This window comes from Companilactobacillus zhongbaensis (assembly GCF_003946515.1).
GTDB lineage: Bacteria > Bacillota > Bacilli > Lactobacillales > Lactobacillaceae > Companilactobacillus > Companilactobacillus zhongbaensis.
In genome coordinates, this window is the sequence record NZ_RHOM01000007.1 from 77,823 (window position 1) to 92,550 (window position 14,728).

Here is a 14,728-nt window from a genome sequence, read left to right on the forward strand (position 1 = left end):
CCTAAAAGTATCAAATACAATTAAGGAGTTGATTAATTGACAGTTCAAAGTGAATTAATGCAAAGATTAAACGACTCAGTAGCTGATATTATCAACATTCGTCGCCACTTACATGAACATCCAGAAGTATCTTTTCAGGAGAAAGAAACTGCTAGATATATCAAAGATTTTTATCATCAAAATGGTATCGAAACTAAGAACTTTGGTAATGGCTATGGACTAGTGGTAGATATCGACTCTGGGCATCCTGGCAAAACCTTGGCTTTACGTGCCGACTTTGATGCTTTGGCGATCCAAGAAGATAATGACCTACCATTCAAGTCTAAGAACCCTGGTGTGATGCATGCCTGTGGTCATGATGGACATACGGCATACATGATGATCTTGGCTAAGAATCTCTTTGAAATGAAAAACAAGCTTCGTGGTAAGATCCGTATTATCCACCAACCTGCCGAAGAAGTTTCCCCTGGTGGAGCAAAATCAATGATCGAGTCAGGTGTGTTAGAAGGCGTCGATAACGTTATTGGAGTCCACGTAATGACTTCTATGCCAACCGGATCCATTGGTTATCACACTGAAGAAACGCAAACTGGACGTGCTAATTTTACGATCACGTTTACTGGAAAAGGTGGCCACGCATCAATGCCTCATCTTTCTAAAGATGCCATCGTTGCTGGAAGTTATTTCGTTACTGCCTTACAAACTGTCGTATCCAGAAACATCGACCCCTTCGACACAGCTAGTGTGACGATTGGTTCCTTTGATGGTGCTGGTTCATACAATGCTATTAAAGAAAGTGTCGTCTTAAAGGGTGACGTTCGGATCATGAAAGAATCAACGAGAAAAGTAGTTCGTACGCGGATCGAAAAAATCGTCAATGGCATTTGTGACATGTTCGATGTTAAAGCTGATATCGACTATGACGACAATTATCCAGTCTTGTACAATGACCCAAAGATCACTGAAAAAGCTATGTCTGCTGTTAGTCACGCCGACATCCCCGAGATCACAGAAGTGTTTGACTGTGGTCCGCAAGACCCATCTGAGGATTTTGCCTACTTCGCCAATGATCGTCCTAGTTGTTTCTTTTATGTGGGTTGCCAAACTCCCGATGGAGCAAATCATCCACATCACAGTCCTGATTTCATGATGAATGAAGACTGTTTATTGATTGCTGCTAAGGCAATGGGAACTGTTACCTTGAACTACCTCGAAAAATAATCGTTAAAAAATGGATGAAAACCGTTTAGGTATTCATCCATTTTTGTGTTTAATGATCTGTTATTTTAAATGCTTATATGGTGTTTTTTAAAGACAGGATTTTTTTGAAATGCTGTAACTAAAAGAGCTAATTGTTTTCTATCATCTGCAAAATCATCTAAGTCAATAATGGATTGTTTTTGGAGAGCTATTACATAAGGTAAAATATGCTCTATAATAATAATATTACTATTAGTAATAGAATTCTGCACTTTTTCAGGATCAGATAAAACATTATCAAATGCATTTAATTCTGCCATTATGTCTTTTCCAGACTTAGTCAAGCATTTACCATATCTATCAAGGAGACCGAATATTGACCAACTGACGATCAATATCCCTAAGGTAACGAATGCCATGGGAAAGACTGCTGCTGGGTAAAGAAATGCTGCTAAGATCAGTTCAATGACTGCAAAAAAGCTAGTGAACAAAGAGACATTGGCCAGACTGTGACGATAATTGATCGATACTGATTCAATGAAATGATTTTTGCCATTTGATATTTGGACGATCCAATTACGATATTCCAAATATAATTGGTCGTCGTTGAATTTCTGAATATCAGATGAGGCGACTTTTTGACTGTCCCCTACTCGATTCAACAAGTAATTGATCAAATCGTCGCGGACTGAATCGATCCGTTGAATTTCGACTGTCTGTCCTTTTGTGACCATCCGTAAATGGCCTTGATCTATTTGGACTAATAATTCAGCAATGAAACAGCTGAAATCAGCAAATGGTAGCTGCTTAAGCAACAACTTAGTCTGTGTAGGACTGAAATCGGGAGTTTTGAACCAGTGAAGATATTGAGAAATCGGATAGTCTCTCTTATAAGGATTTCGATAAATATTGCGTAAGAGAATGAAATACCAAGCGATGATTATCAAGATCAACGCAATACCAATTATGTAAAAGATCCTGTGTTTAACAACTTGCTTATGAGCATATTGTTCTTCCTGGTGAATGATTTTTGCTTTGGCGTTTTTGCTGATGACATTCTTATTGGCATAAGTAATGGAATTAGGGAAAAGGATCCTAGTATCGAGTAGTTGTTGAGCAGAAACTTTGTTGACGAAAAAACTGATTGAGTTATTTTTATGATCGATCTTGATGTTGTAATTTGTCGGCCCTTTTTCGTAGGCATGAAGATCATTTTTGGATCCAGATGGCAAATGATAAGTGATTCGAACCTTGTTAAATGGTATTTTCCAATCGGAACCGATCAAACGCCAATTTACTTCGGCAATGTCATTGTAGTTTACCACCAGATCTTTGACGGAATAATCAAACTTTCCGGTCGCAAAGCCATCATTTATCGTGTGATAAACACTAGCGGCAACTAATCCATTTCCAGCTACAGTGTCGTAGGTATTATCCTTACCCGAACCGTAATGAAGTGGTAATTCATTGTTGCCATCGTAAAATGTCACTTTAGGTTTAGCCCCATTAGTTTTGACAGAATCAGAAAAACGCTGTGAAAAGCTAGATTGTTTCTGATTACCATGAACGTAAAATCGAATCGACTGCTGGATCTTGGCACTTCCATCAGGATCGATGTAGACATCAGTATTAAAATTATCGACGTAGCTACCTTTTGCTTCAGCCGTGTCGCAATTGATTGACATTAAACTGAACACCATTACTAGCGTAAAAAATATAGCTGTAAAAAATTTTTTCATAGCATCCCCCGAACTGGTCTGGGAATTAGGCGTGTTTTTTTAGATATAAACGAAGTCGGTCCATTTCTAAACTAGTAAATAATAACGAGAATAAGGCTCCCAGTATAAAGATTATTAACCAGTTGAGCAAGAAACTTCCTCCAGCATAGTCACTACCAGATGAAGGAATGGCTAAGACAGCGACGAATAATCCCCAAGTGATGGCATTAAACAAATTGTACTTCCAAGGCTTTAAGGGTTTATCGTGCGCAACTAACACGTGTTTAACGAATAAATACTTTAAGTAGACCCAGATCGATCCAATAATTAATATAATTATACTCTTAACGATACTATTTAGCATAAAAGTCCCAAATAATAAGTCCATCGCTAACGGGAATAATAGGAAAAAGATCATTAACCACTTGTTAGCAATGTACCATGACTTAATACTAGTATTTAAGCGATATTTAGTTACATTCTTATTTATATAATCATCAAATATTTATTTCACAAAAGTCCTCCTGATCATTTCCATCAAAAAATGACAATATTCAGTGGAATATTGTCATTAATGAATTGTGTTTATTTGTTATTAGTTCAATGGGCTGACTAGATCAGATTCTAATAGCCAAGCATTGGTTCCAATACGGTAATATTTAACGTTAGTACCAAAGTTGATCGAGCGACGATCTGTTTGCCAAGCTGAACCGGCCATAACTTTTCGGTCAGTAGCTTTGCCATAGTCATCGTAGATCACTGTGTTATCGTTTTTGGCAGTGATAACTTGACCAGCTAAGAATGTTGCCCAAGGAAGGACATCTTCCGCACGGACGAAACCGTTGTTCGAAACGTGTAGATAAAATGATCCGTTGATGATCGAAACAATGTCAGAAGCCCAGTCTGTTCCTGGAGCTAAACGCAAGTTAGTGTACATCGTACCTTCACGGTCGTATAGGTTGACGTATGAGTCACGTGTACTTGCTCCACCACGAATATCACTATAAATGTACTTGTTGCCATTTTGCACGTAATCTGCTGAAGAATTTGAAGTCTTACGTGAAGCATCAGCTACATCATATTGAGAAACGTTGGCGTAGTCATTTTGAGATGTGTAGTAATAAGTGTTGCGGTCAGTATAACTACTCTTGGCAGCATATGAAGCATCATTTCCGATCTCTTGACTAAAGTAGATCATACCATTAGTACCGATAGTGACACCGAAGCCAACATATCCGACATATGGGTTAAGCATATTTTTACGGTGACCGTAATTAGGAATGGCATCGTTGTTTTCGTTATAAAACTCAGCGATGATCGTCTTGGCAATCTCAGCAGGATCATTTGGCAATGTTCCTAGTGGAAGTTGACCAATATTTTCTTCAGCTGTTAAGTTGTAAGGAGCCATCTTTTGAGAATTCCAGCCAACGTGGTTGTCGATACCTGTTCCGTTGGAGGCAAAGATATTCGTTCTTTCTTGAGCGTAGTTATTCAACACACCAACTTCAGTCAGTGAGTTTAATTTGTTTTGACCACGCAAGTTATTCAATTCAGCTAACATAGCAACTTTAATAGCTGCAACATCAACGGTTGAATTAGCCTGGACCTTAGGTGTGTTTGCTGCAGTAGTTGATGTATTCGTCTGGTCATTACTTGAAGCTGATTTTGTTTGATCTGTCTTGGTAGTTTCTGTTGTTTGGACGTCATTATCTTGTGAAACGTCCGCAAAAGAGGTCGTGGCAGATCCCAATGTTGATGCTAATAAAAGTGCACTAGAGAACAAAACTGCAAGATTCTTCTTATTAAATTTCATAATATCCCCCATAAAAACACAGTTTTTTATGACTTTTCAAAATCACGGATCCAGGCAATTGCTAAAGCACCCTTTCCTAGATGGGCACCGATAACTGGACCAAAATATGAACGATCCAATGTTAGATCCGGATATTTTTGTTGCAAGTGTTCTGCCCATTCATCCCCTGCTTCTTTGTCATCTCCATCAATGACTAGTAAGCGGAGTGGGTATTTTGAATCTTTGATAGCTCGTTTGAGCTTGTCTTCAGCCTTAGCTTTGGCTTTCTTGAGTGAACGAACTTTGTCGTAAGCAATAATGTAGTGACTGACAGAATCGAATTCCAACAGTGGCTTGATATTTAGCATCGTTCCAATAACGGCTGAGGCATTGGAAAGTCTGCCACCCTTAACCAAGTTCTTCAAATCGCTAACTACGAAAGATTCACCCATGGTGTTTCTTAAAATATTCAATCGTTTGATGATCTCGTTTAAAGCTTTGCCGTCTTGTGCCATGGCAGCAGCTTCTTGTACTAAGTATCCCATCAATCGAACAGTGATCCAAGAATCATAAACTACAACATTGATATTCTCGACTGTTTCTGCGGCACTCTTCAAGTTGTTTACAAAACCAGAAATGGATGATGCTAAGTGAATGGAGATCACAGCATCGTAGCCTTCTTTAGCTAAATTATCGTATAATTTAAGCATTTCCCCAATTGCTGGTTGAGCAGTTGAAGGTAATTCTGGTGACTTTTGCAATAGATCATAAAACTCTGAAGTAGTAATATCAATATCTTCTCGATAAGATTTAGTATCAAACACAACTTCGATCGGAACAACAGTAATGTCGTAACGATCAACAATTTCTTGAGGTAAGTAAGATGTGCTATCAGTTACAATGGCAATTTTCATAAATTTATCAATTCCTCGTTTACTCACGTATAATGGATGTACAACCATTTGATTATATCATATTAAAGGCATATTATATTTATCGCATCTAAAAACAATTTCCTTTTGGATTAAGTATAAAGTAGTATTCTACACTTTCCTACAACGAAATACACATATTTTTATATAAAAAGAATTAAGGGGTTACCAAATGTCATTTGACGGAATGTTCACCCATGCGATGGTGAACGAACTAAACAATACTCTCAAAGGTGGTCGGATCGCCAAGATCCAACAACCTTTTGCTAATGAGTTGATCTTGACTATCCGTTCTAATAGGAAGAATCAGCAGCTTTTGTTGTCCGCCCATCCTAATTACGCTCGGATCCAAGTTACAGACCAACCATTTGAAAATCCTGCCAAACCATCGACTTTTGTAATGTCATTGAGAAAATACATTACCAGTGCAATCGTGCAAGATTTTCGCCAATTGAATAATGACCGAGTCGTCAGCATTGATCTCAGTGCAAAAAACGAACTCGGTGACATTCATTCCTATACTATGACGATCGAGATCATGAGTCGTCACAGTAATATTTTCTTGATCAACAACGAGACCGGGAAGATCATCGATCTTATCAAGCGAGTTTCACCGGAAAATAATAGTTTTCGTGGACTGTTACCTGGCGATACTTATCAATTGCCACCTTCACAAGATAAAATCGATCCATTTAAGGCTGCAGCTAGTGATTTTGAATCATCAATGTCTGCTGGCGACATTCGCGATAAATTCGAAGGTATCGGTTTGGACACTTCGAAAGAATTAGAAGCAGTCTTGGAGAGTGATGGGGATGTTTCTGAATTCTTGAACAAGTTTGATGAAGTCATTTCACCAAATACTGCTCAACAAACTGGCAAAAAGAAGCTCGGCTTTTTTGCAGTTGAATTCAATCACACAACTAATGTAGTTGGTTACTACCCTACCCTCGGTCAATTGCTGGACAACTATTACTTAGACCGAGCTCGGATCGATCGGATCGAACAACAAACGAAAAACGTCACTCACCGTCTAAATATTATCTTGAAAAAAGATAAATCCAAGATCAAAAAGCTTAACAAGCAAATGGAACAGACAAAGATCATGGATGAGTACAACTTGTATGGTGAATTGTTGACGACCTACATGTCTCAAATACAACGTGGTTCAAAGTCGATTACTTTGACTAACTATTACAATAATGAAGAAGTTACCATTAAATTAAACCCAGAGTTTTCTCCTTCGGAAAATGCCCAGAGTTATTACAAGAAATATCGGAAGCTTCAAAACTCTATTCCTCACATCCAAGAACAGCTTGATATCACCACTGGTGAGGTCAATTACTTGGAATCAGTCTTAGCCTCACTTGAATATGTTGATATCGAAGACGTTGACGGTATTATTGAAGAGCTTGAAGAGTCTGGATATATTAAGAAGAAGAAAAAGCAAAAGCGCCGTAAGAAAAAGAAGACAGTCGGTGAACGTTTTGAAACTTCTACTGGTGTACCAGTTGTTGTTGGTAAAAATAACATTGAAAACGATAAGTTAACGATGAAGCTTGCTCAAAAGAATCACTATTGGTTCCACGTCAAAGACATCCCTGGTTCTCACGTTATTTTGGAAACGAGTGATCCTGACGAACAATCGATTTTAGAAGCAGCCATGATTGCAGCCTATTATTCGAAGGCTCGGGAATCGAGCAAAGTTCCTGTTGATTACTTGCAAGTCCGCAATATTAGAAAACCTAATGGTGCCAAACCGGGATTTGTTATTTTTGAAGGTCAAACGACTATCTTAGTTGATCCTGACCGTGAATTAGTCGAAAAATTACGAGTTAAATAAAAATAGACCAAATGATGTCAAACATCACTTGGTCTATTTTTTATTCTTCTTTTAAAGTATTGTTCAAGAAAAATCTCAAACCAATTTCATCATAAGTTTTGAATTTTTGATCATTAACGGTCACTAAAAAGTTCTTGTCGTCATTGTAAAAAATATCTTCGATCGACATATCTTTTCCAAGATTATTACCGAGGATCAATTTGACCAACGTATCGATAACGTGCACAGAACTAGCTAACTCGTGACGGATGATGTCTTGGTTCATCCCCGATGAGATTTTAGTAATGATCCAGTGATCATGGACGTAAGCAAATTCAAAATTGTAAGTGTTGATATGATCTGTTTTTTCCAGTTCAGCTTTAATGTCAGTTACTAATTCATTCTTTTCTGTTTCAGATAAGAACTTGTTGTAACTACTTACTTCATAACTCTTATCATCAATAACTTGACGATAAATGACCGATGGAATGGTGAAAGCTTGACCGTCAGAAACGACAATAACTCGCATCGTCTTATCAGATTTGAAATCCAATGAGCGGATCGGCTTAGCACTGATCTGGAAGACTTCATTACTTTGCTTGTCTTCATCACTTAACGTCTGAGAAAAGTCGATTATTTTAAAAATCGATTTAGTATCGACCAAATTGAGATGCTGCAGCTCCATGTGTGGATCAGCAATTTCATAAGCAATGTTTCTGATCTCCAGTGGCGAACTCCACGGCTCCCTGCCCAAAATGACAGCTTCAAGACCATTTTGATGGATCGACTTAACTAATTGCAATAAGACAAACTGACGGACCATGATATTTTTCTTAGAAGTAATGATCGGTGAACGAACGACGATCTTATTACGGTCGCCAAATTTAAGATCATTACTAATACCACTCGTCACAAAGAAGTTTCTTTGACTGATTTGATCCATATTGACTGAAATAGATGTTTTACTTTTGACAACTGACTTCGTTACGATGTCATCGCGGTCTAATAGCAACTTGCTGTATCCAAGGCCTTTAACACCCATTGAGACTAATTGTTCGATATTGTTTTCATCGATCTCATCATCACGAATGATCGCACTATTGTCTTTGATATTTTTCAAAGCTAGTAAGTACGGAATATTGATCGAAGTAACTTCAGAGAGTACAGGCAATTCAAAATCCCGTCGAATGGCTTCGATCAAAACGTCCAGCATCCAATTAGTTGGGTGAATGATCTTTTCAAAAAGTTGATCATCATCGAGCTGATGCAATTTCTCGTAGCGAGTCAATGTATCATTCAATTTATCATTGAGTGGTCCCTTATTGAATACTTCCTCAACACTATAACCACTAACGATGATACTCGAATCAGAAGTCTTACTAGGTCCAATGTATCTTTGCTCAGAAGAATTCCACTGAGGAAAACGTGATGTGATATGATCCATAAACGGCTCGCATGCTCCATTGAAACTATTTCCAGAATCTAACTGTAATTTGTCTAATTGAAATCCTAAGTTAAGTTCAACGGCCACCGTTGCCAAGGGGTAACTGGTAGCATATTCCAAAAATTTAGTCTCTTCGCTTAGCCGCGGAATAAATTCGGTAATGTAACATTCGTTCGTCTTATGATTAAGCGCAAAGTGGACCGTACAAACTCCGACGATGTTAAAAACTCGAGCTAGTTTCATGGCTAAATTACGTAACTTTTGCAGCTTTGAATCATTCAGCGACAAAGCTGGTGAGATCAAGTTTGAATCCAAATGATGGATACCAATTGGCTCAACGTCTTCAATCGTTCCAATCAAAGCAGAGTTATCAAAGCGGTCACGAACGATGGTGCAAGAATATTCGCTGAAACCACGAATACTACGTTCGATTTCGATCTTAGCATTTTTCGAATCTTCCAAAGCCATGAAATTATCGAGTTCAAATAAATTATTAATGTTAGTCCAACCACTCGAATGGCGATTAGAAAAGCGCCGACGAGCAATGATGGGAAAACCGATCGAACGAATAAAGTCATACAATTCCTCTTCGTCATCTGAAGAAATGAAATTGATGACTGGCAAATCATTTTGATTCAGTTTATTGATGAATAATTCTCGCTTGAAAGTAGCAAGTGATGCAAAATAATTCGTTCCTAAAACTTTGGTGGAAGATATTTTTCCATTTAATCCGGAAATTATCCCTAAAGCATTCTTGTCCCCGACTGTTGGCAAAATCGCATCAGGATGATATTGGTCAACGTAATCAAGAATATTTTCTCCATTAACTTTTTCCACGATGATCCGGTCAAAAAAGACGTTTGCGGACAATAATGAAGTCGGATTTTCCACCATGACACTAGTTTTGTAGCCTAATTTATGCAATATCTGTGCTGTGTCATACAGTGCGGTCGACAGGTCGACATTTTTATCGCTATTTGTCGGACCAATGATCAAAATACTATGTATTCCATTAACTACCAATCTAGATGCTCCAATCTTGATTCTTTGTTGAATTGATCAAGTCGATGAATTCATCAAAGACGTAATACCCGTCAGTTGGTCCAGGGGCTGCTTCTGGCTCAAATAAGACACTGATGATCGGCAAAAATTCGTGGCGGATTCCTTCAATGCTGCCATCCGCAACACAAATATTCGTCACGATGAAATCAGATGAGCCAATCGACTTTTGATCGATCGTATACGAATGATTGTGATTAACGAAGTCGATCTTACCACTGGCCACTTCTTTAACTGCTAAAGAAGATTCATGATGTGGATTAGGTAACTTAATGATCTGACAGTCATTTGCCATTGCTACCAACAAACTGCCGAGCCCGATACCCATGATCGGAAATTGTTTTTGTAAGACTTTAATATTCTCGATCGTCTTGGGTAGATCTTTAGGATCACCAGGTCCATTGGAAAAAATAATTCCTTCTGGATGTAAACTGGCAATTTCTTCTGGTGTGGAATTGTAATTGACAATGACGGAATTACAGTCACGATACGATAACTGCCGTAAGATCGAATATTTTAATCCGAGGTCAACGATCACCATTTTCAAACCAATATTAGGGTTTGGATATGATTGCTTAGTTGAAACTTGTTTAACTAAATCAGTTGGTAAAACTAAGGCCTTGATTTGGTCGATCGCATGCTCATCATGAGTATCCATGATCGAAGCCTTCACCTCACCATGTTCATAAATGTATTTAGAAAGAGCTCTAATGTCGACATTTTTGATCCCTGGAATCTTTAATGTCGTGATCCAATCCTCAAATGAAATTGAACCGTCAACACTTTCTGAACTAGCAGAGCCAATCACTACCCCTTTACATTGGTAGTTGATAGACTCGTAAAAGTCACGGTTGATACCGGAGCTTCCGACACCGGGGATGGTGAAAGCAATAATCTGCCCTTCAGCATCAGGATCGGTAACCGATTGCTCGATCCCCGTCCGGTTGTTGGAAATGACTAGTTGACCAGTCGTAATGACAGATGAGCCAAATCCTTCTCCAGGAAAAACTGTCCCGTCTTCTAGTATTAAATAACGTTTCATTTTTCCAACTCCAATTAATTATTCGATTTCGACCTTATCTTCTCCATCGATTTCTTTCATGAATACGCGGATCTTTTCTTTTTGTGATGTCGGAATATTTTTACCGACAAAATCAGCTCTAATTGGCAATTCACGATGTCCACGATCGACTAAAACTGCTAGCGAGATCTTCTTTGGACGACCGGATGACATCAAGGCATCCATTGCTGCCCGGATTGTTCTACCGGTATAGAGAACATCATCAGTCAAAATAACGTGTTTATTGCTGATGTCAAAGTCGAGCGGTTCAGCTTTGTAATCTTGGGCATCTTTTTCATTAACCGCCACATCGTCACGATAAGGTGTGATATCCAATTCAGCAACAGGAATGCTAATATTTTCCAATTGTTTTAAACGTGATTCGATCCGGTGAGCTACAAACACTCCTCTAGTTTTGATCCCTACTAAAACTAGGTCATCGATTCCTTTATTACGTTCAATTATTTCATAAGTTATTCTGGTCAATGCACGAGTCATCGTTTGACCGTCAATGATTTCTTTTGCCATAAAAAAACTCCTTATTCCTAAATAAAAGCCAGGACAGGTGCCCTAGCTTAAGATTTTGTCATCATTTGTTCGAATAGTATCCGAACAAAAAAATATTAATATGTTTTCAGAATAAATTAGCGACCGGAACATGTCAACTGCGCAATTTTTCCAAGGTATCTTGAAAGATCTTTGGTGGTTCCACTGAGAATTCCATCCACTGATGAGTTCGGGGATGATCGAAGCCTAAAGTCTGGGCGTGCAAGAATTGGCCGTTGCCTGGTAAGGTATGTTTTGGCCCATACAATGGATCTCCAGCCACAGGATGACCGATATATTGCATGTGAACCCTGATTTGGTGAGTTCGGCCAGTTTCTAAGTTAAGCTTGACCAAGGCGTAACCGTTAAATTGTTCCAAAACTTCAAAGTGAGTAACAGCATGACGGCCATTGTCAACAATAGCTTGTTTCTTTCGATCACTATTAGAGCGTCCGATCGGTGCATTGATCACACCTTTTTTCTCTTTGAAATTGCCGTGAACAATCGCTACGTATTCGCGCAAATTAGTCTTTTCTTTTAATTGTTCCATTAATGATTGTTTAGCTTGATTGTTCTTAGCAATCATCAACAAACCCGAAGTATCTTTGTCGATCCGATGAACGATACCGGGTCTGACCATGTCATCATCATGGATCTTACTATGATAAAGGATGGCATTTACTAACGTATGGTCACGGTGCCCTGCGGCTGGATGAACGACCATACCTTGTGGTTTGTTTACGACCATGACATCTTCATCTTCATATACTACATCGATGGGGATGTCTTGTGGGATGGCTTCAATTGGTTGTTCCTCGGGAACGGTAAATTCGATCTTGTCACCATTAACTAGTTTGTAACCAGTTTTAGTTACGATCTTACCGTTGACGAAAACTTCACCATCTTTGATGAATTTAGAAATCTGTGATCGTGTAAGATCTTCAACTTGTTCATCGATAAATTTGTCTAAACGAGCTTTTGAAGTTTCTTCAAAAGTTAAGTCAATTGCATTATTTACTATTTTTTTCACCTGCTGTCGATTTGAATAAAGAGATCAGTAATAAAATTACGCCAATAGTTATAAAAGTATCCGCCAAATTAAAAATTGGGAAATTCATGAATTCGAGGTTGAACATATCGATCACGAATTGACGGGTGAAACGATCAATGGCATTGCCGACGGTTCCCGCTAATAAAAATATTAAGGAGAAACGGTACAAATACTGATTCTTTTCCGCTTTAAAAAATAAATATCCTAACACGATCACGGCAATTGCAGTGACGATGTAGAAAAAGTACATCTTCCCTTCCAACATGCTCCAGGCAGCGCCGGTATTTCTAATGTTGGTCAGAGATAGTACACCAGGGATGAATTCTCGAAAACCCATCGCTGGTACGTTGTAAAAAACGTAAAATTTGAGAGCTTGATCAGATATGACCAAGCCTAGTAAAACTAGTATATAAATAAAAGGCATTAGAAGAGTCCACTTATCTTTCCTGTGTTATCAACATCCATATTTAAGGCTGCTGGTTTGCTTGGTAATCCAGGCATTGTTAATACATTACCTGTTAGCACAACGATAAAGCCAGCACCTAGTTTAGGTATTAAGCTCTTAACGTGTAACGTAAAGTCCTTAGGACTACCTAGTTTCTTAGGATCATCACTCAATGAGTATTGTGTTTTAGCAATACATACTGGTAAGTCGTCCCAAACATTGTCTTTGAATGTCTTCAATTGTTTCTTAGCTTGATCAGAGTACTCAACGTTGTTTGCTCCATAAATTTCTGAAGCGATCGTAGCAATTTTTTCTTCAGTAGTTTGTTCGTCTTGATACAAACGTGTATAGTTAGCTTCTTGTTCACAAGCTTTAATAACTGCCTTAGCAAGTCCAACCCCACCTTTACTACCTTTGTGGTGGATCTCAGTAAGTTCAACATTTACACCGACTTCATCACAAAGACTAGTCAATAACTTAACTTCGTCAGCAGTATCTGTTTCGAATTTATTGATCGAAACTACGACCGGAACGTTGTAATAACGCATATTTTGGATGTGACGTTTTAAGTTCTTGAAGCCAAGCGACAAAGCTTTCAAGTCTTCATTCTTCAAGTCGGCTAATTTTTGACCACCATTATATTTAAGAGCTCGAATCGTGGCAACGATAACGATGGCGTTAGGTGCGTGATTCAATTTAGGTGTAACAATGTCCATAAATTTCTCACCACCAAGGTCAGCTCCAAAACCACCTTCAGTAACGGTATAGTCGCCTAATTTCATGGCTAATTTAGTGGCTAAGATACTGTTGCAACCGTGGGCAATATTTGCAAATGGTCCACCGTGGATGATTGCTGGTGTATTTTCCAAAGTTTGGACTAAGTTAGGCTTCAAGGCATCTTTGAGCAACATAGTAATTGCTCCTTCAACGTGAAGATCTCTAACAAAGACGGGTTTTCTATCATAAGTGTAAGCAATCAAAATGCTGGCGATACGTTCCTTAAGGTCATCAAGATCTTGTGCCAGACATAAAATTGCCATTAATTCACTGGCAACGGTGATTTCAAAATGTTCCTCACGAGGAATCGAGTTGATTGGTCCACCTAAACCAATAACGGCGCTTCTCAACGAACGGTCATTGATATCTAATGCACGTTTCCAAATGATCCGTCTAGGATCGATTCCTAATTCGTTTCCTTGATGAAGATGATTATCGATCAAAGCAGCTAACGTATTAACCGCACTAGTTAAGGCATGCATATCACCCGTAAAATGCAAGTTGATGTCTTCCATTGGTACGACTTGAGCATAGCCTCCACCAGTAGCTCCACCTTTGATACCCATGACAGGTCCCAATGATGGTTCTCTAAGTGCCAAGACAGTTTTTTTGCCTAATGATTGAAGTGAGTCGGCTAAACCGATAGCAACAGTCGACTTACCTTCACCAGCTGGTGTGGGATTGATCGAAGTAACTAGGATCAATTTACCATCATCGTTCTTCATAGCTTTGGAAATCCCAGCTTGACCGACTTTAGCCTTATAATGACCGTAAGGTTCAATATCTTGAGAATCCAAGCCTAATTTAGTTGCGATATCATTGATATCTTTCATCTTGTCATGCTCATTGATCTGTGCAATTTCAATATCACTAGGAAATGCCATT

12 protein-coding genes are annotated in these 14,728 nt (G+C 38.6%); 2 read left to right on the plus strand and 10 right to left on the minus strand.

What is annotated here, in order from left to right; all coding sequences use genetic code 11:
* The first annotated feature begins 36 nt into the window (after positions 1–36).
* On the plus strand, positions 37–1,221 hold the full coding sequence (locus EKM69_RS04875; RefSeq protein WP_125708699.1) for an amidohydrolase: 1,185 nt from the start codon (positions 37–39) through the stop codon (positions 1,219–1,221).
* A 65-nt stretch (positions 1,222–1,286) separates the two neighbouring features.
* On the opposite strand, the gene EKM69_RS04880 is transcribed toward EKM69_RS04875, so the two are convergent.
* The 4 genes from EKM69_RS04880 to EKM69_RS04895 all read right to left on the minus strand — a co-directional run bounded on the left by EKM69_RS04880 (position 1,287) and on the right by EKM69_RS04895 (position 5,624).
* Positions 1,287–2,939 carry a DUF2207 domain-containing protein gene (locus tag EKM69_RS04880; protein WP_125708701.1) on the minus strand — a complete coding sequence of 551 codons (1,653 nt, stop codon included), beginning with the start codon at positions 2,937–2,939 and terminating at the stop codon, positions 1,287–1,289.
* Positions 2,940–2,964: 25 nt separating this feature from the next.
* Positions 2,965–3,306 (minus strand): hypothetical protein, encoded by a 342-nt coding sequence (locus EKM69_RS04885; RefSeq protein ID WP_164505851.1) that lies wholly within the window; start codon positions 3,304–3,306, stop codon positions 2,965–2,967.
* A gap of 207 nt (positions 3,307–3,513) precedes the next feature.
* The gene (locus tag EKM69_RS04890) at positions 3,514–4,731 is read right to left on the minus strand and encodes a CAP domain-containing protein (protein WP_164505852.1); all 1,218 of its coding nucleotides are present in this window, start codon (positions 4,729–4,731) and stop codon (positions 3,514–3,516) included.
* Positions 4,732–4,757: 26 nt separating this feature from the next.
* Positions 4,758–5,624: a DegV family protein gene (locus EKM69_RS04895; RefSeq protein ID WP_125708707.1), complete on the minus strand. Its 867-nt coding sequence runs from the start codon at positions 5,622–5,624 to the stop codon at positions 4,758–4,760.
* 190 nt (positions 5,625–5,814) lie between these two features.
* Between EKM69_RS04895 and EKM69_RS04900 the strand changes: the two genes are divergently transcribed.
* On the plus strand, positions 5,815–7,482 hold the full coding sequence (locus tag EKM69_RS04900) for an Rqc2 family fibronectin-binding protein (RefSeq protein WP_125708709.1): 1,668 nt from the start codon (positions 5,815–5,817) through the stop codon (positions 7,480–7,482).
* Between the two features lie 40 nt (positions 7,483–7,522).
* Here the strand turns inward: EKM69_RS04900 and EKM69_RS04905 are convergent, their stop codons facing one another.
* From EKM69_RS04905 to EKM69_RS04930, 6 genes are all read right to left on the minus strand, one after another.
* Positions 7,523–9,928, minus strand: coding sequence for an ATP-binding protein (locus EKM69_RS04905; protein ID WP_125708711.1), 2,406 nt, complete (start codon positions 9,926–9,928; stop codon positions 7,523–7,525).
* A gap of 1 nt (position 9,929) precedes the next feature.
* Positions 9,930–11,006 (minus strand): carbamoyl phosphate synthase small subunit, encoded by a 1,077-nt coding sequence (locus tag EKM69_RS04910; protein WP_125708713.1) that lies wholly within the window; start codon positions 11,004–11,006, stop codon positions 9,930–9,932.
* An 18-nt stretch (positions 11,007–11,024) separates the two neighbouring features.
* A complete protein-coding gene (gene pyrR, locus EKM69_RS04915; protein ID WP_125708715.1) occupies positions 11,025–11,552 on the minus strand; it encodes a bifunctional pyr operon transcriptional regulator/uracil phosphoribosyltransferase PyrR in 528 nt (175 codons plus the stop codon).
* A gap of 133 nt (positions 11,553–11,685) precedes the next feature.
* On the minus strand, positions 11,686–12,600 hold the full coding sequence (locus EKM69_RS04920) for an RluA family pseudouridine synthase (RefSeq protein WP_125708717.1): 915 nt from the start codon (positions 12,598–12,600) through the stop codon (positions 11,686–11,688).
* A complete protein-coding gene (gene lspA / locus EKM69_RS04925) occupies positions 12,581–13,045 on the minus strand; it encodes a signal peptidase II (protein WP_125708719.1) in 465 nt (154 codons plus the stop codon). Before lspA ends, EKM69_RS04920 begins: the two co-directional genes overlap by 20 nt.
* Complete coding sequence (locus tag EKM69_RS04930) at positions 13,045–14,727, minus strand: formate--tetrahydrofolate ligase (protein WP_125708721.1); 1,683 nt, start codon at positions 14,725–14,727, stop codon at positions 13,045–13,047. Before EKM69_RS04930 ends, lspA begins: the two co-directional genes overlap by 1 nt.
* Between the last annotated feature and the right edge of the window lies 1 nt (position 14,728).

What these genes read in the sequence shown, in the direction of transcription:
- EKM69_RS04890 (WP_164505852.1), bottom strand. Translation starts at nt 4,731, where the DNA reads ATGAAATTTAATAAGAAGAATCTTGCAGTTTTGTTCTCTAGTGCACTT.
- pyrR (WP_125708715.1), bottom strand. Translation starts at nt 11,552, where the DNA reads ATGGCAAAAGAAATCATTGACGGTCAAACGATGACTCGTGCATTGACC.
- EKM69_RS04930 (WP_125708721.1), bottom strand. Translation starts at nt 14,727, where the DNA reads ATGGCATTTCCTAGTGATATTGAAATTGCACAGATCAATGAGCATGAC.
- lspA (WP_125708719.1), bottom strand. Translation starts at nt 13,045, where the DNA reads ATGCCTTTTATTTATATACTAGTTTTACTAGGCTTGGTCATATCTGAT.
- EKM69_RS04910 (WP_125708713.1), bottom strand. Translation starts at nt 11,006, where the DNA reads ATGAAACGTTATTTAATACTAGAAGACGGGACAGTTTTTCCTGGAGAA.
- EKM69_RS04885 (WP_164505851.1), bottom strand. Translation starts at nt 3,306, where the DNA reads ATGGACTTATTATTTGGGACTTTTATGCTAAATAGTATCGTTAAGAGT.
- EKM69_RS04880 (WP_125708701.1), bottom strand. Translation starts at nt 2,939, where the DNA reads ATGAAAAAATTTTTTACAGCTATATTTTTTACGCTAGTAATGGTGTTC.
- EKM69_RS04900 (WP_125708709.1), top strand. Translation starts at nt 5,815, where the DNA reads ATGTCATTTGACGGAATGTTCACCCATGCGATGGTGAACGAACTAAAC.
- EKM69_RS04895 (WP_125708707.1), bottom strand. Translation starts at nt 5,624, where the DNA reads ATGAAAATTGCCATTGTAACTGATAGCACATCTTACTTACCTCAAGAA.